The 19,548-nt window shown below is 51.7% G+C and carries 17 protein-coding genes; 10 read left to right on the top strand and 7 right to left on the bottom strand.

Annotated elements, in window-relative coordinates:
* Positions 1–19 precede the first annotated feature (19 nt).
* Entirely contained in the window at positions 20–1,642 is a 1,623-nt protein-coding gene (locus LG201_RS05065; RefSeq protein WP_226771073.1) for a Na/Pi cotransporter family protein, read from the top strand.
* 5 nt (positions 1,643–1,647) lie between these two features.
* On the opposite strand, the gene LG201_RS05070 is transcribed toward LG201_RS05065, so the two are convergent.
* The gene (locus LG201_RS05070) at positions 1,648–2,781 is read right to left on the bottom strand and encodes a methyltransferase (RefSeq protein WP_226771074.1); all 1,134 of its coding nucleotides are present in this window, start codon (positions 2,779–2,781) and stop codon (positions 1,648–1,650) included.
* A 144-nt stretch (positions 2,782–2,925) separates the two neighbouring features.
* Here LG201_RS05070 and LG201_RS05075 point away from each other — a divergent pair, with 144 nt between their 5' ends.
* The 3 genes from LG201_RS05075 to LG201_RS05085 all read left to right on the top strand — a co-directional run bounded on the left by LG201_RS05075 (position 2,926) and on the right by LG201_RS05085 (position 5,674).
* The gene (locus tag LG201_RS05075) at positions 2,926–4,245 is read left to right on the top strand and encodes a PQQ-dependent sugar dehydrogenase (protein WP_226771075.1); all 1,320 of its coding nucleotides are present in this window, start codon (positions 2,926–2,928) and stop codon (positions 4,243–4,245) included.
* 156 nt (positions 4,246–4,401) lie between these two features.
* Positions 4,402–4,944, top strand: coding sequence for a DUF3828 domain-containing protein (locus tag LG201_RS05080; protein ID WP_226771076.1), 543 nt, complete (start codon positions 4,402–4,404; stop codon positions 4,942–4,944).
* 109 nt (positions 4,945–5,053) lie between these two features.
* Entirely contained in the window at positions 5,054–5,674 is a 621-nt protein-coding gene (locus tag LG201_RS05085) for an HD-GYP domain-containing protein (protein WP_226771077.1), read from the top strand.
* A gap of 16 nt (positions 5,675–5,690) precedes the next feature.
* On the opposite strand, the gene glnE is transcribed toward LG201_RS05085, so the two are convergent.
* The gene (glnE, locus tag LG201_RS05090) at positions 5,691–8,426 is read right to left on the bottom strand and encodes a bifunctional [glutamate--ammonia ligase]-adenylyl-L-tyrosine phosphorylase/[glutamate--ammonia-ligase] adenylyltransferase (RefSeq protein ID WP_226771078.1); all 2,736 of its coding nucleotides are present in this window, start codon (positions 8,424–8,426) and stop codon (positions 5,691–5,693) included.
* Between the two features lie 103 nt (positions 8,427–8,529).
* Between glnE and acs the strand changes: the two genes are divergently transcribed.
* Entirely contained in the window at positions 8,530–10,494 is a 1,965-nt protein-coding gene (acs, locus tag LG201_RS05095; protein ID WP_226771079.1) for an acetate--CoA ligase, read from the top strand.
* Between the two features lie 144 nt (positions 10,495–10,638).
* Here acs and LG201_RS05100 read toward each other — a convergent pair whose 3' ends face one another.
* Positions 10,639–10,989: a TIGR01244 family sulfur transferase gene (locus LG201_RS05100; protein WP_226771080.1), complete on the bottom strand. Its 351-nt coding sequence runs from the start codon at positions 10,987–10,989 to the stop codon at positions 10,639–10,641.
* A 310-nt stretch (positions 10,990–11,299) separates the two neighbouring features.
* Here LG201_RS05100 and LG201_RS05105 point away from each other — a divergent pair, with 310 nt between their 5' ends.
* Together LG201_RS05105 and LG201_RS05110 are read left to right on the top strand one after the other, a co-directional pair.
* On the top strand, positions 11,300–11,995 hold the full coding sequence (locus tag LG201_RS05105; RefSeq protein WP_319006050.1) for an MBL fold metallo-hydrolase: 696 nt from the start codon (positions 11,300–11,302) through the stop codon (positions 11,993–11,995).
* A gap of 64 nt (positions 11,996–12,059) precedes the next feature.
* Positions 12,060–12,785 (top strand): Crp/Fnr family transcriptional regulator, encoded by a 726-nt coding sequence (locus LG201_RS05110; protein WP_226771082.1) that lies wholly within the window; start codon positions 12,060–12,062, stop codon positions 12,783–12,785.
* 9 nt (positions 12,786–12,794) lie between these two features.
* Here the strand turns inward: LG201_RS05110 and LG201_RS05115 are convergent, their stop codons facing one another.
* Both LG201_RS05115 and LG201_RS05120 read right to left on the bottom strand, forming a co-directional pair.
* Positions 12,795–13,460 carry a hypothetical protein gene (locus LG201_RS05115; protein WP_226771083.1) on the bottom strand — a complete coding sequence of 222 codons (666 nt, stop codon included), beginning with the start codon at positions 13,458–13,460 and terminating at the stop codon, positions 12,795–12,797.
* A gap of 20 nt (positions 13,461–13,480) precedes the next feature.
* Positions 13,481–13,864: a response regulator gene (locus LG201_RS05120; RefSeq protein ID WP_226771084.1), complete on the bottom strand. Its 384-nt coding sequence runs from the start codon at positions 13,862–13,864 to the stop codon at positions 13,481–13,483.
* 296 nt (positions 13,865–14,160) lie between these two features.
* Between LG201_RS05120 and LG201_RS05125 the strand changes: the two genes are divergently transcribed.
* The 3 genes from LG201_RS05125 to LG201_RS05135 are packed head-to-tail and all read left to right on the top strand — an operon-like array spanning position 14,161 to position 17,378.
* Positions 14,161–15,735, top strand: a complete 1,575-nt coding sequence (locus tag LG201_RS05125) for a peptide chain release factor 3 (protein ID WP_226771085.1) — start codon at positions 14,161–14,163, stop codon at positions 15,733–15,735.
* A gap of 11 nt (positions 15,736–15,746) precedes the next feature.
* Positions 15,747–16,145 carry a YchJ family protein gene (locus LG201_RS05130; protein WP_226771086.1) on the top strand — a complete coding sequence of 133 codons (399 nt, stop codon included), beginning with the start codon at positions 15,747–15,749 and terminating at the stop codon, positions 16,143–16,145.
* Positions 16,146–16,148: 3 nt separating this feature from the next.
* The gene (locus LG201_RS05135; protein WP_226771087.1) at positions 16,149–17,378 is read left to right on the top strand and encodes a glycosyltransferase family 4 protein; all 1,230 of its coding nucleotides are present in this window, start codon (positions 16,149–16,151) and stop codon (positions 17,376–17,378) included.
* On the opposite strand, the gene LG201_RS05140 is transcribed toward LG201_RS05135, so the two are convergent.
* Together LG201_RS05140 and LG201_RS05145 are read right to left on the bottom strand one after the other, a co-directional pair.
* Positions 17,375–18,760 (bottom strand): HAMP domain-containing sensor histidine kinase, encoded by a 1,386-nt coding sequence (locus LG201_RS05140; RefSeq protein WP_226771088.1) that lies wholly within the window; start codon positions 18,758–18,760, stop codon positions 17,375–17,377. The genes LG201_RS05135 and LG201_RS05140 overlap by 4 nt on opposite strands.
* A gap of 2 nt (positions 18,761–18,762) precedes the next feature.
* A complete protein-coding gene (locus tag LG201_RS05145) occupies positions 18,763–19,446 on the bottom strand; it encodes a response regulator transcription factor (RefSeq protein WP_226771089.1) in 684 nt (227 codons plus the stop codon).
* Positions 19,447–19,548 lie beyond the last annotated feature (102 nt).

A 19,548-nucleotide genomic window follows, 5' to 3' on the forward strand; every position in this document is an offset into this window, starting at 1 on the left:
TGCTGGATAAATAACAACAATGTGGTCCGATCTATTCATGGGGCTTGGTGCCATTGGTTTGATGCTGCTAGGCATCGACTGGATGACCAATGGCCTGAAAACTGCCGCCGGGCCTAGCTTTATGCAATTGTTACAACGCTGGACGGGCAAGCCTTTTCAAGGAATTTTTATTGGCGGTTTAAGCACTTTGGCAGTGCAATCCTCCACCGCGATCACGGTGACCACCATTGGTTTCGTCAATGCCAATATCCTCTCATTATCTGCTGCTGCCTTCGTCATTTATGGCAGCAATCTTGGCAGCTCCTTGAGCGCATGGGTGGTGGCCTGGTTAGGTGGTAATTTCAAACTGGACACGATGGCGCTACCTATTCTTGGTATTGCCGTCATGTTGAAACTATTCAGCAAGCAACGTCGAAGAAAAGGCCTGGGCGAAGCTCTGACAGGCTTTGCCTTATTATTTCTTGGCCTGGGTTATCTCAAGACCAGCTTTGATGCCACGTTTATTAATATCGATTTCAGTGCGCTTACCAGCCTCGGTGTTTGGGGTATCTTACTTTCTACACTGGTTGGCATTCTGCTGACCGTCGTCATGCAGGCTTCACTGGCGGTGATTGCCTTGGTCATTACCGCGGTTTCAACAGGCGCAGTGCCGCTGGAGATTGGCGCAGCTGTCGTGATTGGCTCCAATATCGGCACCACCTCTACAGCTTTATTGGCCACACTGGCAGCCACGGCAAAGGCAAAGCGCCTGGCCAGCCTCCATGTATTATTCAACCTGTTAACCGGTATTGTAGCGTTGTTACTGCTCAAACCCTTGTTATGGGGTATTCATGAAATAGGCCTGCTGCTGTTTAACGATACTCAGCCCCAATTCATCCTGGCTTTGTTCCATACCTTGTTTAACCTGCTTGGCGTCATCCTGATGTATCCGCTCACCCCTCTGCTGCTGAAATGGTTGGATACCAAATTTAGGACTGCAAGCCATTTGGCATCCTTCAGCCTTGATAGCTCCAGCCTGGCCATCCCAAGCCTGGCAATCAAGGCCATGAGTATGGAGGGAATACGCACCGGACAATTGATTGCGCGACAAGCGTTGAGCATCACAGAAAACAATGGACTGAATGCGCAATTACAGGAAGATACCCGGCAATTATTACAAAACCTGAACCAATATACGGCCAAACTGGCACAGCAAAGCCTATCGGCTGAGGAAGCCGAGTTATTGAATATGCTGGTACAAAACCAGTTACGTTTATCCATGGCATTGCAGTTACTGCCCAGCCTGGCCAAACATCTCAACAGGGACGACCAGGCATTTGTGCTGGAAATCCCTTACTGGAAGACCTTTATCAGCAGCAAACTCCCAGAAGAAACCAAGATACTGCATCAGGCATACAAAGACCTGGTCAAACAGCGGCAACTGAAAAAGCAGCATATTCTTGAGCAGGTGTTGCATGCAGGCCTTGCCAATGATTCTGGAGGCGATAACTTGCTGAGACTGGCAGAAACGCGTCGATTTAACCAGCAGCTGACTAAAGCCATTCTAGCCTTCAGCTCACTACCATCCAATACCAGCCGCGACCAGCAGCACAATCAGGATGAATCAGAAGAGGAGCTGCTGGAAGAAACCGCTGGCAATTAAACCCATCAAGCAGCTTTCAGCCGCCAGAGAGAGGTCACCTCTGCTGCACGCGCTGTATGAAGAGGATCATTGCTGTCAGAAGCCCGTGCATGGCGCGGCTTGATATCCGCTTTATCCACCACCTGTAAACCAGCCGCAGCAATGAGTTCAAGCAATGTATCTCGCGTACGCAGGCCAAGGTGTTCTGCAATGTCTGACATGATGAGCCAGCCTTCCCCTTCTGGTTCAAGATGTTCCACCAGGCCGCTGAGGAAACCTTTAAGCATGATGCTGTCAGGATCGTAAATCGCATATTCGATGGCCGCATTGGGGCGTGCTGGCAACCAGGGCGGATTACAGACAATCAAGGGCGCACGTCCGACGGGAAACAAATCCGCCTTGATGATCTCAACCTGCTGCCCCAAACGCAAATTCCGTATATTGTCTCGCGCACAGGCAAGGGATCTATCATCCTGATCAGTGGCAATCACCTGCTTGACCCCACGCTTTGCCAACAATGCCGCCAATACGCCACTGCCAGTACCAATATCAAATGCAAGCGCCTGAGAAGGCAGTGGCGCTTCGGCCACCAGATCGACATATTCGCCGCGCACTGGCGAGAAGACGCCATAGTGAGGGTGAATGCGCGCCTCCAATGCAGGTACCTCTACGCCCTTTTTACGCCACTCATAAGCCCCAATCACGCCCTGCAACTCACGCAGCGACACCACCGAAACACCCCTGGCATCACCATAAGCCTGAATGCAGGCTTGCTGAGTGTCAGGAGCACGACGCAATTTAATGCTGTAATCCGCCTCCAGGGTGACTAGCAACATGCCCAGCACGCGTGAACGCTGTGACTGTGCCTGGCGATTCAGATGAAATGCCTCAGCAGGGTTGGAGGAGGTTTTTGCCGGCTTGCGATCTATACGGCGTACAATGGCCTGCAATAATTGACGTGCATTCTGGAAATCTCCCCGCCATAGCAAGGCAGTCCCTTCACAAGCCATGCGGTAAGCCACATCCGCCTTCATGGCATCATCGGCAATCACGACCTTGGCAGGTGGCTTTGCATGGTTTTCCGAGCGCCAGATGGCAGAATATGCTTGCTCACCCTCTTGCCAGTGTATAAAGGGGATGGTCAATTCGTCACTCAACATAGAACTTTCTTGATGGCTATACCGTCATTAAACTGCATGTATTAAAAAAATAATATCAATATCCGGTCGTCATTAGAACATGGAATAGCTTGCCCTACATGATCGGATACCCTTTCCGCATTACCCAACAAAGGAACCCTGCTCATGCAACGTATTATTTTGCCCGCTATGCTCGCCATCTCATTGAGCGCTTGTGGCGATGTCGCCAAACTCCCCGTTTCATCTGGCATGGGCCCTAAGCCTGAACTGCCTGAACCCAGAAGCACCCTGATCCCTACTGTCCATATCGCCGAAGCCATTGGCTGGTCTGACAATGCCACTCCCCACTCTGCCGAAGGTACTGCTGTCACGGTTTTTGCCCGGGAACTTGATCACCCAAGATGGCTGTACCAGTTGCCCAATGGAGATGTCCTGGTGGCAGAAAGCAACAGCCCACCCAAGGGCGAGAGTGGATTCAGCCTGCGCGGCTGGTTTGCTGGAAAATTCATGAAAAAGGCGGGTGCCGGGACTGAAAGCGCGAATCGCATCACTTTGCTGCGCGATACCGATGGCGATGGTATTGCCGATCAGCGCTCAATCTTCCTCAAAGACTTACATTCTCCATTTGGCATGACCTTGATTGGCAATACGTTTTACGTAGCGAATGCCGATGCAGTGGTCACTTTTCCGTATGTCGAGGGCGCTACCACGATCAGCACACCGCCGACGACCCTGGTGACATTGCCAAGCTTGCCATTGAACCATCATTGGACCAAGAACCTGATTGCAAATCAGGATGGCAGCAAGCTCTATGTCACGGTGGGATCCAATAGCAATATTGGGGAAAATGGCATGGAGATCGAAGAAGGCCGTGCCGCCATCTGGGAAGTGGATACCAAGAGTGGCGAGCACCGTATTTTTGCATCAGGCCTGCGCAACCCGAATGGCCTGGCCTGGGAGCCTGATAGTAATAGTCTCTGGGTCGCCGTGAATGAACGCGATGAAATAGGCAGCGATCTGGTACCCGACTATATTACCTCGGTTCAGGATGGCGGATTTTATGGCTGGCCTTACAGCTATTATGGCAATCATGTCGATGGTCGTGTGCAGCCAGAAAAACCGGAGCTGGTTGCTAAAGCAATTGTGCCAGATTATGCCCTGGGACCTCATACCGCCTCACTGGGTCTGACTGCAGCCAAGGGCAACACCCTTCCCGCCCAATTTGCCAACGGGATGTTTATTGGCCAGCATGGCTCATGGAACCGTAACCCTCACAGCGGCTACAAGGTCATCTTTGTGCCATTTGAAGCAGGCAAACCTTCCGGCAATGCAAAGGATGTACTCACTGGCTTCCTCAACCATAAGGGAGAAGCGCAAGGTCGACCTGTCGGTGTACTGGTAGATCAGAAAGGTGGCCTGCTGGTCGCTGATGATGTGGGCAACACAATCTGGCGTGTCACCGCAGATAATACGGGCAGAAATTAATAACAATCCTGAGCGAGGACCGAGAGTTTTTCCCGACATGCCAGGCGAGCCCCTAGAAGGCTTGCCTGGCATTTTCTTCACGTGCTCTAATCTGCCATCGTCAGTGAGTTGCTGTATCCGCTGACTCCTCATCACACAGATTACGGGATCCTGAAAATGGCAAAACTACTTGCAATGCTTACCCTCTGCACACTGTTCAGTATGCAATCCGCAGTTGCCGCCAAAGAAGAGAAGGATGAAGCACGCAATGCTGCCACCCAGTTCTATCAGGATTATGCCGCATTACAGAATACCAACAAGGTAACTGGACTTCCCAACATGACACAGCTGGATGCCATTGCACAGCACTTCATCCCCAAGCTGCATCGCATTTTCTATATTGCCCTGCGTGAACAGCATCGTTGCAAAACGCGTGATAAACATGCGCCATGGACCAGTGGCGATATTTTCAGCTCCAGCGACGAAGGCTTTAGCACATTCAGCGTTGATCCCAGCATTGCCAACCAGTTTGGACGCCAGGCGACAGTGCATTTCAAGTTAGACCATAATGGCATCAGCAAAACCTGGACTGACGAGGTGGTTCTGCGCAAGGAAAATGGCCAATGGATGATCTACGACATTGAGTATCACGCGCCATTTGCCGCCAGAAAAACAGGCAAAAGCCTGCAATCGACGATAGACAAGAACCCAGCGTGTTAAAATACTGACTTGAGGCCTGCCAGCCTGCGTTTAATGCCACGGGCAGGCTGTATCGAGAATTCAGTAAAACGGTTTAACATATTGATGAAGTATGTCCGGGAGCTGCACCATGCGGCACAGTAATCCCAAACACGCACCCACCTCTTTTGAGTCTTACCTTGCCGAGTCTGCAGAAGCTCTATCTGTTGCGCTGGACGAACGGGATTCATACACGCATGTACATTGTGACCGGGTCTCTACCCTGGCCGTGCAACTTGGCATGGATTGCGGATTGACACAAACGGAGCTGGATCTGCTGCATATCAGCGCACGCTTTCATGACATTGGAAAAATAGGCATTCCAGATCATGTGCTCCTCAAGCCAGGTGCTCTGAATACAGAAGAATGGGCTATGATGAAAATGCACCCAGTCAAGGGTGAAAGACTGTTCCGGCAGACCCTGCATCCACAGGCGGATAATGTTGCTGATATTATCCGGCACCATCATGAGTGCTTTAATGGCAGCGGTTACCCAGATAACCTGGCAGGTAGCGATATTCCCTTTGCATCCCGTATATTACTGATTGCAGATGGCTACGATGCCATGAGTACCAGCCGCCCCTATCATCACGGACGCAGCCATCACGACATCATGGATATCATGTCAGCCGAAGAAGGCATTAAAACTGACCCTGACTTGATGAAGCGCTTCATACGCCTCATAGAACACAGCCCGGCCCGGGCAAGCTAACTCACCAGTGTATGGCTCACGCCACAAACACTTCCTGCCACAATGCGCGTACCGCCTCGACATCCTCACTGACTTCCTGCAACGGAACGCGCGCCTTGTTTTCTCCTTGCAAGCGTATCGCATGCTGGCGACGCCGATAGTCGCGGTAAGCCTGAGCAGCCCGTTGCGCATGAGACATATTGACCAGGCCAAGCTGGCCCAACATTTCCAGCAAGGCAATATTGCCCAGGTTCCTGGTCAGCTCGGGATATGTCTCAGCATGTGCCAGTACCAGATACTGCACTATGAACTCAACATCCACGATCCCGCCTCTATCATGCTTGAGATCAAATAAATCGCCATGATTGGGGTGAACACCATGCATTTTTTCACGCATTTCAGTCACTTCAGCGCGTAGCTTGTGCACTTCACGTGGCTGCGCAAGCACATCCTGTCTTATCTGCTCAAACACTTCACCAATCTGCTGGCTGCCAGCACTGAAACGTGCACGCGTCAGGGCCTGGTGCTCCCAGACCCAGGCTTTTTCCTGTTGATAAGTACGGAATGCCTGCACCGAACTCACAAGCAAACCACTCGCCCCATCCGGGCGCAACTGCATATCGGTTTCATACAGCGTGCCTGCGGAGGTCATGCTGCTCAGCCAGGTGTTAATGCGTTGCCCCAGCTTGGCATAGACTTCGCCTGCTTCGGGTACCTCATCGTCGTAGAGAAAGATAATATCCAGGTCAGAAGCATAGCCCAGCTCCTTGCCGCCCAGCTTGCCATAGCCGATCACAGCAAACAGAGGCAGCTCACGATGGCGGTTGCGCAATGTTTGCCAAATCGCCTTGATCGTCACATCGAGGATGATATCGGCCAATGCACTCAAATAGTCAGACAGCGTTTCTAGCGACAGCTCTCCCGCTACATCTTTGGCGGCAAAGCGGAATACAGCTGCATGCTTGAAGTGGCGCATTTCATCCATTTGCCGCTCTACATCGCCATGCAAATCAAGAATGCGGCGCTCAAGATCAGCGTGCATGGCAGCAAAATCCGGGGCTGCATAGAGATTGCGTGTATCCAGCAGCTCATCCAGCAAGATGGGGTGCTGCGAAAGGTATTGAGCAAGCCAGGGGCTTGCTCCGACAATCCGGATCACCAAGGTCAGTGCAGCAGGATACTCTGCCAGCAAGGCCAGGTAACTGGCGCGACGACAGATGCTATCCAGCAGGTCGGCTACCCGCATTAGCACAACGTCGGGATGTGGCTCTTGTGCAGCCTGGCTCATGGCCATCGGCATCAGCGCATCGAAACGCTGTCGACTCAACTCAGGCAACTGCTTATAGCGTGGACTGCCATGAAAACTCATGACCTTGCGCAAGGTATCTTCAGGCTCGGCATAACCCAGCTTAGCCATCAAGTCATGTGCATCCTGGCCCGTGACCAAGCCCTGCCAGAGCCCGGCCACATTGGTGTCCTGTGATTTTTCCGCAGACTGGGTTTCCTGTGGGTCGGTAAACACCTCATCGAAATGGTGCTGCACTTTGGCCCTGTATTGTTCCAAGGCTGCGTGAAATTCTTCCCAGTTTTCAAACCCCATACCCAGGGCAATGCGGGCACGCCCTTCTGCGTTCTGGGGGATATCCTGGGTCTGCGTATCCTCCATATACTGCAAGCGATGCTCCAGATTACGCAAGAAGATATAAGCTTCACGCAACTCACTGACGGTAGTCCCGGGAAGCAGCGACTTTTCCTGCAGCAGATTGAGCACGGACAATGTAGGCTTGATTTGCAGGCTGGAGTCACGACCACCGCGTATGAGCTGGAACACCTGGGCGATAAACTCAACCTCGCGAATCCCGCCTCGCCCCAGCTTGATGTTGTCATGCATATCGCGACGATTCACGTCACGCTGAATCTGCACCTTGAGATCGCGCATTGAGGCAAATGCACCAAAATCCAGATATTTACGGAACACAAAAGGCCGCAAAAGATCACTCAGTCCCTGGTCCTGACCAGCGACCACGCGTCCCTTGATCCAGGCATAACGTTCCCACTCACGTCCCTGGTTCTGGTAATACTCCTCCAGCATGGCAAAACTACAGGCCAGCGGCCCTTCAGATCCATAGGGGCGCAAACGCATGTCCACGCGAAACACAAAGCCATCCTCGGTGATCTCGTCAATCGCCGCAATCAGGCGCTTGGCCAGGCGGGTAAAGAAATCCATATTGCTGACCGACTTGGTACCACTGGTTTCACCGTCCTCTTCAAATGCAAAAATCAGGTCGATATCGGACGACACATTCAGTTCATGTCCACCCAGTTTGCCCATGCCCACCACAATGAATTCCTGGCGCAAACCACTTTCTTCTCCCATCGGGATGCCATAGATCGCTTCAAGCCATGGGGTCAAATGGTGCAACGCATGCTGCAAAGTCACTTCAGCCAGCGCACTGACCACCTTGATCACTTCGTTCAAGTCTGCCAGCCCATTGAGATCACGGACTATCAGCCGCAAAATCACGCGCTGGCGCAGCTTGCGCAATGCACGCTTGAGCGAAATATCATCATGGATATCCTGCTGGTCCAGCCAATACCGCATGGCATCTGCAGTCCATGCCTGATGCATCTGCGCCATCAGTTCAGGCAAAAGTGCTTCATCACCGGTCAATAGGCGCTGGACAAATGGACTGCACCGTATGGCGTGCAATACATATTGCTCATCCGGATTATGTGCTGTGTTTTCTTGCAAAATCTCTGATAGTTTGCGCATCTGAAATTGTTAATGAAATGTTATGATGAATGGCTGAAAACCCATTAAATGGCTGACTAGCAAGTCATAGCCTATCTCATTATAGTGTTTTGGAGGAGTATGTATGTCTTCGATTGAATCCGTGCTAAAGGAAACACGTGTTTTTGCGCCGCACGATGCATTCAAGCAAGCTGCCACGGTATCTGGCATAGAAAGCTATAACGCTTTATGCCAGGCCGCAGAGCAGGATTACAACGGATTCTGGGCCCAATTGGCCCAAAGTGAAATCAACTGGCATACTCCTTTCAGTCAAACTCTGGATGAATCCCAGGCACCGTTTTACCGTTGGTTTGCCGATGGCACCCTCAATGCCTCTTACAACTGTATCGATCGTCACCTGGCTACCCGTGGCAACAAGATCGCCCTGATTTTTGAGGCCGATGATGGCATCGTTACCAACCTCACTTACAAAGCCTTGCACCAGCGTGTCTGCCGTTTTGCCAATGCCCTGAAGAAACAAGGAGTCGGCCTCGGTGATCGCGTGATCATTTACCTGCCCATGAGTATAGAAGCCATTGTAGCCATGCAGGCATGTGCACGGATTGGCGCTATCCACTCTGTGGTATTCGGCGGTTTTTCTGCCAAAAGCCTGCATGAACGCATTGTCGATGTAGGCGCAAAACTGGTGATCACCGCTGATGAAGGGGTGCGAGGCGGTAAATCTGTCAGCCTCAAGTCTGCAGTGGATGAAGCCCTTCAAATGGCAGAATGTGAGGCTGTGGAACAGGTGATTGTCTATCAGCGCACTGGTGGCAAGATCGCCTGGAATGCCAACAAAGATCATTGGTGGCATGAGCTTGAAGCCGCAGAATCCGATTATTGCGAACCAACCTGGGTGAATGCCGAGCACCCCTTGTTCATTCTCTATACCTCAGGCTCCACTGGCACACCCAAAGGCGTGCAGCACTCCACAGGTGGATATCTGCTGGGGGCAATCATGAGCATGAAGTGGGTATTTGATCATAAGGCTACCGATATTTTCTGGTGTACTGCCGATGTAGGCTGGATCACGGGTCACAGCTATGTGGCTTATGGACCATTGGCACTGGGTGGCACACAAGTGGTGTTTGAAGGCGTGCCCACCTGGCCTGATGCAGGCCGTTTCTGGCAGATGATAGAACGGCATAAGGTCAGTATTTTCTATACCGCCCCTACTGCCATTCGCTCGCTGATCAAACTCGGGGGTGATTTACCTAAGCAGTATGATCTTTCCAGCCTGCGCCTGCTGGGCACCGTGGGTGAGCCTATCAACCCTGAAGCCTGGATGTGGTATCACAAGGTCGTGGGTAAAGAGCGCTGCCCGATTGCAGATACATGGTGGCAAACCGAAACAGGCTCCCACATGATCGCGCCGCTGCCTGGGGCGATTGCCGCCAAGCCCGGCTCCTGTACCCGCCCCTTGCCTGGCATCATGGTGGATATTGTGCATGAGGATGGCAGCCCGGTGACCGATACTGGCGGTGGTTTGCTAGTCGTCAAGAAACCCTGGCCCTCCATGATCCGCAATATCTGGAACAACCCGGAACGCTTCAAGAAAGCCTACTTCCCAGAGGAGCTCAATGGCTACTACCTTGCGGGAGATTCCGCGCATCGTGATGACGATGGTTATTTCTGGATCATGGGACGTATTGATGACGTATTGAACGTATCCGGCCATCGTCTGGGGACCATGGAAATCGAGTCTGCTCTGGTAGCCAACCCGCTGGTGGCAGAAGCAGCCATTGTGGGAAAACCACACGATATCAAAGGCGAATCCATCGTTGCCTATGTGGTACTCAAAGGTCAGCGACTTGAAGGAGAGGAAGCCAAACTGGTTGCCGCTCAATTACGCGACTGGGTGGGCAAGGAAATTGGGCCGATTGCGAAACCAGACGAAATCCGTTTTGGCGAGAACCTGCCAAAAACACGCTCAGGGAAAATCATGCGTCGTCTTCTGCGCTCACTTGCCAAGGGCGAGGAAATCACCTCGGACATTTCCACCCTGGATAACCCGGCTATTCTTGAGCAACTGAAACAGCCTGCAGCCTAAAAATCTCTGATATTCAGGTAATAATATGAAAAACGGCATTCACAGTGAATGCCGTTTTTCATGATCCCACTCTCCACAAGATACACAGCCATCATGCTGCGAATCACGGAATATGCATGCAACCCAGCATATATCTGGGCAAGGCTATGCCCCGTTTTTTGCCAGCGCCTGCTGATAAATATTGGTCGCACGCATGCCACCTTTGCAGAACCCTAGAATAGGCTGGGGCAATGCAGGAAGCTGATCAGCCAGTTCGGAAACCTGGGCATCCGTCATCTGGCCGGGCACCACTGGAATATGCACATAGACCAGCCCCGCTGCCTCGGCCGCTTTACGGATATCGGCACTGGCTGGCTGCTCTGCACCACCCTCACCATCTGGGCGATTATTCACAATCGTTTTGAAACCAGCCTCAGCGGCTTCCGCCACCTGTTCAACTGACAATTGCGCACAGCTACTGAAACTGTCACTTATTGTTTTGATATTAATTGCCATTACTCCTCCTTTTAGGGGCCACAATATATCATGGCAATGTATACACGGCATGCGCCGTTGTTGAGAGTAGAGACCGTCAGTCGCGACTAAGTTCATTCAGGGGACAACCGTCATTGTCTGATAAGGCTGATCACACTGACCGAGAGCACAGTATCATGCTGCTAGCTGTTGCACTGCCGGATCCTAGCGCTGTGAACCGAGTCAATTTCCAGTGGTCGTAAAACCTGCCATAGCAGGCTCTAGCGGAGCAATGCCTGTCAACCATCCGTGATGATCTTGATGCACCACACTTAAATGAAAGATGCCCATGATTTTCAGACAATTATTCGACACGGAATCTTCAACATATACCTATCTAGTAGGGGATGAGGCCAGCCATGAAGCCCTCTTTATCGATCCGGTGAATGCTGATGTAGATTTGTATATAGCGCTGTTGGCAGAATACGGACTGGTGCTCAAATACTCACTGGACACGCATGTCCATGCCGATCACATTACAGGGAGCGGCTTATTGCGCGAGAAAACCAACACGCTCACAGGTATCGGCAGCCATTGCAATGCCTTGCCGGCAGACCTGCAATTGCAGCATGGGGATCAACTCACGCTGGGCAGCCTGGTGGTCAAAGTGATTTCGACACCAGGACATACATCAGGCAGCATTAGCTACCTGATCAACAACAGCGTGTTTACCGGTGATGCGCTGCTGATTAACGGCTGTGGCAGAACAGACTTTCAGGGCGGGGATGCAGGTACGCTATACGACAGTATCACCCAGCAATTATTTGAGCTGGATGAAGAGACCTTGGTCTACCCTGCACATGATTACAAAGGTCGCCGCGTCAGTTGCATCGGTCAGGAAAAAGCGATTAATCCGCGCCTGGCAGGCAAAACCCGTGATGAATTCATCAACATCATGGAGAACCTGAACCTGCCAAAACCGGACATGATTGATATTGCCGTCCCCGCCAATCGGAAGCTGGGGATTGAAGCCTTACCGCATGGCTGAAAGATGTGCCGCTTCCAGCGCAACGTGTATGACCCCATCCCACCATTAACAGCAGGAATAACATATGGATGATTTGATCGCTTATCTACGGGAACAAAAAACCTTCAAAACCCACACCAAGGAAGAGCTCGAGTTTATCAATGCCATTAAAGTCAAACAGGTCGCCCTGTCTGCGGGCAAATTTATCGTAAAGGAAAATACAGCCTCACCACAGCTCTACACGCTGCTGGATGGCTGGGCGTATCGTTACAAGACACTCAAGAATGGCAACCGACAGATTCTCAACTTCCTGCTGCCTGGCGACATTATCGGACTGCAGCAAAACCTGCTGGACCATAGCGCTAGCAATGTGCAGGCCTTGACGCCAGTCACCTTATGCGAACTGGACAAGAACAAGCTATGGCATCTCTATGAACGCCATCCTGCACTGGCCTATGACATCACTTGGTTATGCGCACAGGAAGAGCATATCGTCGATGACAACCTGATGAATGTGGGTGCACGTATCGGGCTGGAAAAAGTCGCCATGTTGCTGCTACATCTCTATAAGCGCTATAAATCCATCTACCCGACACCGGGAAAAACTATCCCGTTCCCGCTCACCCAGCAGGAAATTGCCGACTCACTGGGGCTATCACTGGCGCACACCAACAAGACCCTGCGCAAACTGGAAAAACTGGGGCTGCACAGCATCAGCAATAACGCCCTGACTATCTTTGACGAAAAAGTGCTGGCAAGCGTAGCGGATTATTTTTATACACCGGTCAGACAAAGGCCTTTGCTCTGTTGATCGGCCAGGTTAAGTCCAGCAGAAACTGACGGATTCAGGGGCAAATGTAAATGCGAAACCACCAGCCTCTGCAAGGGCTTCCAATGCAGCTTGGTCAATGCGTGTATGAGTGGTCTTGATGTCAGGCCGGTATGATTGCCCATCATCCGGCATGTGCTTGATCTCAATACGGATGGTATGTGGCAATGTTTGTGCGACGGTGAGCGTGACGGGAGTGCTCAGCTCATCATGGAAATGGCAAAGCAAGCCTAACCAGGCATAGAGCATCGGTTGTTGCCTCACTTCTTCAGGCTCTAGAACCTCATTGTCTACAAGCTCCACCTTGATATTGTGTAGCGCCAACGGCGCGGCCATCAGACCTAATCCCAGTTGCAGAATCGTGGCTGGAGCGGCCATTGCTGCGGATCTACTCTCCCAGATTTGTAGGGCGCGTATATCAAGCACAGCCTCTTCCAGCTGCTGATCGATGCGGGCAATCTGCTCATTGAGTACCTCTTCCGGAATAGTACCCTTGCTCAAGGTTCGCTTAATGATGGTTGCACTCATGCGCGCAATTGAGATCGGCCCCACCAGGCCATGCCTCAAGCTAGGAAATATACGCATGAATATTTCATGCTGAATCCCGTTTACTCTCCAGTCCTGCGCGGACAATGGCTGACCTAGAGGCGTGTTCATTGACGAGTGCTTTTTCGCATTTAGATAGCGGTCAGAATACGCTCAAGATTGGCAAGATCAACAGGTTTCTCGAGATAGAAATCGAATGGAGTATTCGCTTGCAGCCCGGCTAACTCAGACTGTACATAACCAGTCACCGCCACAAACTTAAGCTGATGAATAGTCTCTCCCAGCTTAGCCCGTAGCTGCGCAATCAATTCAAGACCAGAAATGTCGGGCAAATTAATGTCCATGAACACCACATCATAGGCATTTGCCTGCAGGGCCTGCTCCACCTCATACCCATTCATGACGTAATCAGCCCGGTGTCCCAGCATTTCCAGCAACTCCTGAAAAGTTTCCGCTGCGGCCTGATAGTCTTCCACGATCAATACATGTCGGCTTTGATGGCTGGCTAATCCCATGGTGCATGCCCGCCACAGCCTGTTATCCCTTCACGCATGTCATCTCCAGGTTTTTCATTTTTTTAATATTATAGGGAAATCACATCCTGCCTGATATGAGTTTTCACATAGCGCTCACATGACGATCAAGCCACTGGTGCTTTGACTGAGCCACAAAACCACCAGGCTTATCAGTGTAATTCCAGCAGACAATATCACCTGATTAAAGCCCTTATCTGGCCTGCATGATAAATAAGCACGGAATCCAGGCACAAAAAGGTAAAATAGCGCTTTTGCTTAGCCATTCAACTTTACCTATGTCCAGCTTCAACCAAGAAATCTATCGCCGCCGCACATTTGCCATCATTTCCCACCCGGATGCAGGGAAAACCACACTGACAGAAAAACTCCTGTGGTTCGGCGGTGCCATCCAGGTTGCAGGTGAAGTGCGTGGCCGTAAAGCGGCACGCCATGCCACCTCAGACTGGATGGAACTGGAAAAGCAGCGCGGCATTTCCGTCACCTCATCGGTGATGCAATTCCCGTATCGGGATCACATGATCAACCTGCTTGATACACCCGGTCACGATGACTTTTCGGAAGATACTTACCGTACATTGACCGCAGTTGACTCTGCCGTCATGGTGATCGACTCCGTCAATGGCGTTGAAGCACAAACCATCAAGCTGCTCAACGTGTGCCGCATGCGTGATACACCCATCCTCACCTTCATCAACAAGCTGGATCGTGAATCCCGGGCACCGATTGAATTGCTGGATGAAATTGAATCCACGCTGGGTATGCAATGTGCACCCATGACCTGGCCTATCGGTATGGGTAAAAGCTTCCGTGGCGTATATCACTTGTATAACGACACCATTTCATTCTTTGACCCACATGCGGAAAAAGGCACCTCAGAAACCATCAAAGGCCTGGATAACCCTCGTCTGGATGAGCTGATCGGCACGCAGGCGAAAGATTTGCGCATAGACGTTGAACTGGTGCGCGGTGCTTCCAATGTGTTTGATAAGGAAGCCTACCTCACCGGCAAACAAACCCCGGTATTCTTTGGCTCCGGCATCAATAATTTTGGGGTGCAGTCCTTGCTGGACGCAGTGGTAGAAATTTCCCCTGCTCCACTTTCGCGTGAAACGGCAAGTCGTAGCGTAGCCCCGTCGGAAGAAAAATTCTCTGGTTTTGTCTTCAAGATCCAGGCCAATATGGACCCTAAGCACCGTGACCGAATTGCATTTCTGCGCGTCTGTTCTGGTCGCTTTGAACGTGGCATGAAGATCAAGCAGGTCGCCAGTGGCAAACTTCTAGCCGTCAACAACGCCATTACTTTTATGGCGCAAGATAGAAACACCACCGACGAAGCCTACGCAGGCGACATTATCGGTATCCCCAACCATGGCACGGTCAAGCTGGGCGACACCTTCAGTGAAGGTGAAGAACTGAAGTTCATCGGCATTCCCTCCTTTGCACCGGAATTTTTCCGCCGCGCACGCTTGAAAAACCCGCTCAAGATGAAGCAGTTGCAAAAAGGTCTGCAACAACTGGCTGAAGAAGGCGCCTCACAGTTGTTCCGCCCTTTGATGAGCAATGACCTGATTCTCGGTGCCATTGGTACCCTGCAATTTGATGTGGTGGCACACCGATTGGAACATGAATACGGCGTTGATGTGGTTTTTGAAAGCTACGATTGCTCAACCGCTCGCTGGTTGCGTGGTCCTGAAACTGACCTTAAGGCCATTGCCGATAAATACGGTTTTAACGTTGCACTCGACGGTAACGAGGAATATGTGTATCTGGCACCTAACCGGGTCAACCTGCAAATGGCTCAGGAACGTTACCCTGAGCTGAAATTCCTCGAAACCCGCGAGATATTCTAGGAAATACCTGCGTGAAAGCCCAGGCACCAGAAACCCCTTGCGCCTGCCACAGCGGCCAGCCATATCGCAGTTGTTGTGCGCCATGGCATCAAGGGGAAAATGCACCCACTGCTGAACAGCTGATGCGTTCACGCTATGCAGCTTATGCCATGGGCCTGGATGATTACCTGCTGAAAACCTGGCACCCTGCGACGCGCCCTGCCGTGTTAAAACTCGAGGATGAAAAATCCATCAAATGGATCAGCCTGCAAATTGTCAGGCATGAAGATACCGAGCCAGATCATGCACTGGTCGAGTTTATTGCCAAATATAAAATCAATGGTAAAGCAGAAAAGCTCCATGAAATAAGCCGGTTTATCTGCAAAGCAGGCCATTGGCTATACGTTGATGGTGATTTTGTGGCGTCTTGATCGATGAACATCCTCTTTATTCATCAGAACTTCCCTGGGCAATTCCGCCATATTGCGCAATCACTGATTGATGAAGGCCAACATCAGGTGCTCAGCCTTTGCGAGGCACATGCTCCAGGCATGGCAGGAGTGCAACGTCTTGAATACAAACCTGCGCGCAACGCCACCGAAGGCGTTCATGCCTACTTGGCACCGATAGAAGGACATGTGATCCGTGGCCAGAGTGTGGCAAGAGCCCTGCTGCAACTGAAAGAGCGTGGTTACCAGCCAGATGTCATCGTCGCGCACATGGGCTGGGGGGAAGCCATCTATCCGAAGGATATCTACCCTGATACGCCACTGCTGACCTTTTTTGAGTTCTTTTACCAGACCCATGGGGCAGATGCGGGTTTTGATCCTGAGTACCCGCTGGTACTGGATGATTATTTACGCATTCGTACCAAGAACATCACTAACCTGCTCTCCTTAAATGCGGCTGACATCGGCATCAGCCCCACAGCATGGCAGCGCAATCTCTATCCAGCAGCATATCGAGACAAAATTCGCTTGATCCATGAAGGCATCAATACCGAGGCGGCTATCCCTGACCGCAGTGCCTGGATACGCCTGGGCTCTGGTTTAATCCTGACCCGGCAAGATGAAGTCATCACCTATGTGTCGCGCAATCTGGAACCGTATCGCGGTTTTCATATCTTCATGCGCGCCCTACCTGAAATCCTCAAGCGACGCCCTCACTGCCAGGTGTTGATTGTGGGTGGAGATGACGTGAGCTATGGCCGTAAACTGCCGGATGGGCAAACTTATCGCGCCCAGTTGTTGCAAGAAGTTCAAGGCCTGGATCGAAGCCGGGTGCACTTTCTGGGCAAGCTACCCTATCAGCAATACCTGCGGGTATTGCAAATATCCTCGGCCCACCTCTACCTCACTGTGCCGTTTGTACTTTCCTGGTCCATGCTGGAAGCCATGTCTGCGGGTTGCCTGGTCATAGGCTCAAAGACTGCACCAGTGGAAGAAGTCATCACGCATGAAGAAAACGGCCTGCTGGTCGATTTCTTTTCGACAGAAGAAATTGCCAATGCGGTAGATCGGGTATTTGCTGATCCTGATAGACTGCAAGCTATGCGAGATGCCGCCAGGTCGACGATTGTCCAGCATTATCCACTCACTGCCGGTGTCCAAGCCTATCGCACGCTGTTTGAAGATGCCCTGGGTCCAACGCCGCCTCAACCTTAAGCAATAGGTAACAGGATCTCCACGCGCAACCCACCGCCAGTGAGGTTCTGGATATGAATCACGCCATTATGCAGATCAAGCACCTGCTTGGTGATGGCGAGCCCCAATCCATGGCCTGCAATCTGGCCTGAACTGTCTGCACGATAGAATGGCTGGAAAATATGCTCCAGTTCGGACTCTGGGATCCCTGCTCCCCGGTCAGTAATCAACAATACGCATTGTTTATCGCGTATTGCCGTTTCCAGGTGCACTTCACTGTAATCGGGACTGTATTTAATTGCGTTACGCAGGACATTCTCTATGGCGCGATAGAGCAGATCAGGCTGGGCTTCAAGCTCTGCATCTGCGGCAATGTTGCTATGAATATGGATATTCTTGGCACTTGCCTCAAATCTCGCATCATCCACCACGCTATCCAGCAGTTCTCCCAGCATGACCTTTTCTTTCTTGAGTGCCATGACGCCAGACTCCAGCCTGGAAAGCTCAAGCACTTCCCCCAGCAGTTTATCCATACGCATGGACTCCATCTCTATGCGATCCAGCGTGGCATCCAGCTTTTCCGGGCTTTGCTTGGCCAGGCCTATCCCTACCTGCAATCGGGCAAGTGGCGAGCGCATTTCATGTGAGACATAATGCAGAAGGCGTTTCTGCCCCTGCATCAAGGCATCCAGCTGTTCGGTCATGCGATCAAAACTGCGGCCAAGATCGACCAGCTCATCACGGCGACGCCCCATGGCAGGGCCAATTCTGGCCTTGAGGTTGCCTCCGGCAACACGGTCAAACGCATTACGCAAACCCTTGATCGGCTTGGAGACATACCAGGCTAAGAGTCCAGCGAACACAAGACTGGCAATCACACCACCCCAGATTGGCGCCCACGGGAACATAGGCCCACGTCTTGGACCTGGAGGCCCTCCCATCATGCCTGGAGGAGGACCATGCCGCATATGATCCGGTGGAACTAACATAGCACCAGCATGCATGCCATGTGCAGGCACGAACAGATGGTAAGCCTTACCATCAGGCGTTGTGCCTTCGCGAATGGCGCGATGATCATCATTACTGGTCAATGCATGGTGCATAGGGCCGGAAATCGGGCGCTGCAACAACTCATTCCCCTCCTCATCCACTGCATACACCTGTGGCATGGGCTTTTGCGCCCACTGCTGCAAGAGGTTGAGCAAGGCATCTTCGCCACCGTGGTGCAAGGTTTCAGCAGCCGCATCGATCAGGGCCATGGCAGTCGGGCCAGTACGGATTTCATGTTCCAGCCGCTGACTATCCTGATGGGCAGAAAACCAGAAAAACAGGCTGACCCCGATAATGGAAGTCATCTGTGCGAGAAAGAAAAAGAAGAAAAACTTCCAGAATAACCTGCCCATATTTATTCTTTAATCAGCTGGTAACCCATACGATACACCGTTTGTATGCATTGACGACCATCGGTCATGATACCCAGCTTCTGGCGTATGCTGCTAAGGTGAACGTCTATGGTACGGTCAAATCGTGTCAGCGGTCGCCCCAGCCCCAGCGTGGACAAGTCACTCTTGCTCACTACCCGCCCGGCCTGCCTCACCAGGACTTCCAGCAAATTGAACTCCGTGCTGGTCAGGTTGACGGGATTTCCCGCCCACTCCACCAGCCGCCGTTCTGGCCAGATCACCAGGTCACCCACCGCAATCTGCGCGGGCTGACTGACGGCAGAAGGCGCGATGCGGCGCAGAATGGCACGAATACGTGCTACCAGCTCGCGCGGCGTACAGGGCTTGGGCACATAATCATCAGCACCCAGCTCCAGCCCGACAATGCGATGCTCATCATCGCCTTTGGCGGTCAACATCAGCACCGGCACATTGCTATTAGCGCGTATGCGTCGTAATACTTCTATCCCATTGAGCTTGGGCATCATTACATCGAGCACAATCAATGTGGGCGATAAAGACTCAGCGTACACAATCCCGGTTTCACCATCATATGCACACTCCACCTCAAAGCCTTCCTGCACCAGATACTCCCGGATCAGGTTCACCAGTTCCACATCATCATCTATCAGCAATACTTTAGTCATGGGGCAGTCTACACATCTCTCAATCTATGATCGACATCATATCCGCTTAAGCAGGATGGCATAACCTGCGGACATCGACATTTACCTTTCTTTACCCATAAT

The sequence above is a fragment of the Methylobacillus gramineus genome (assembly GCF_020532675.1).
Lineage (GTDB): Bacteria > Pseudomonadota > Gammaproteobacteria > Burkholderiales > Methylophilaceae > Methylobacillus > Methylobacillus gramineus.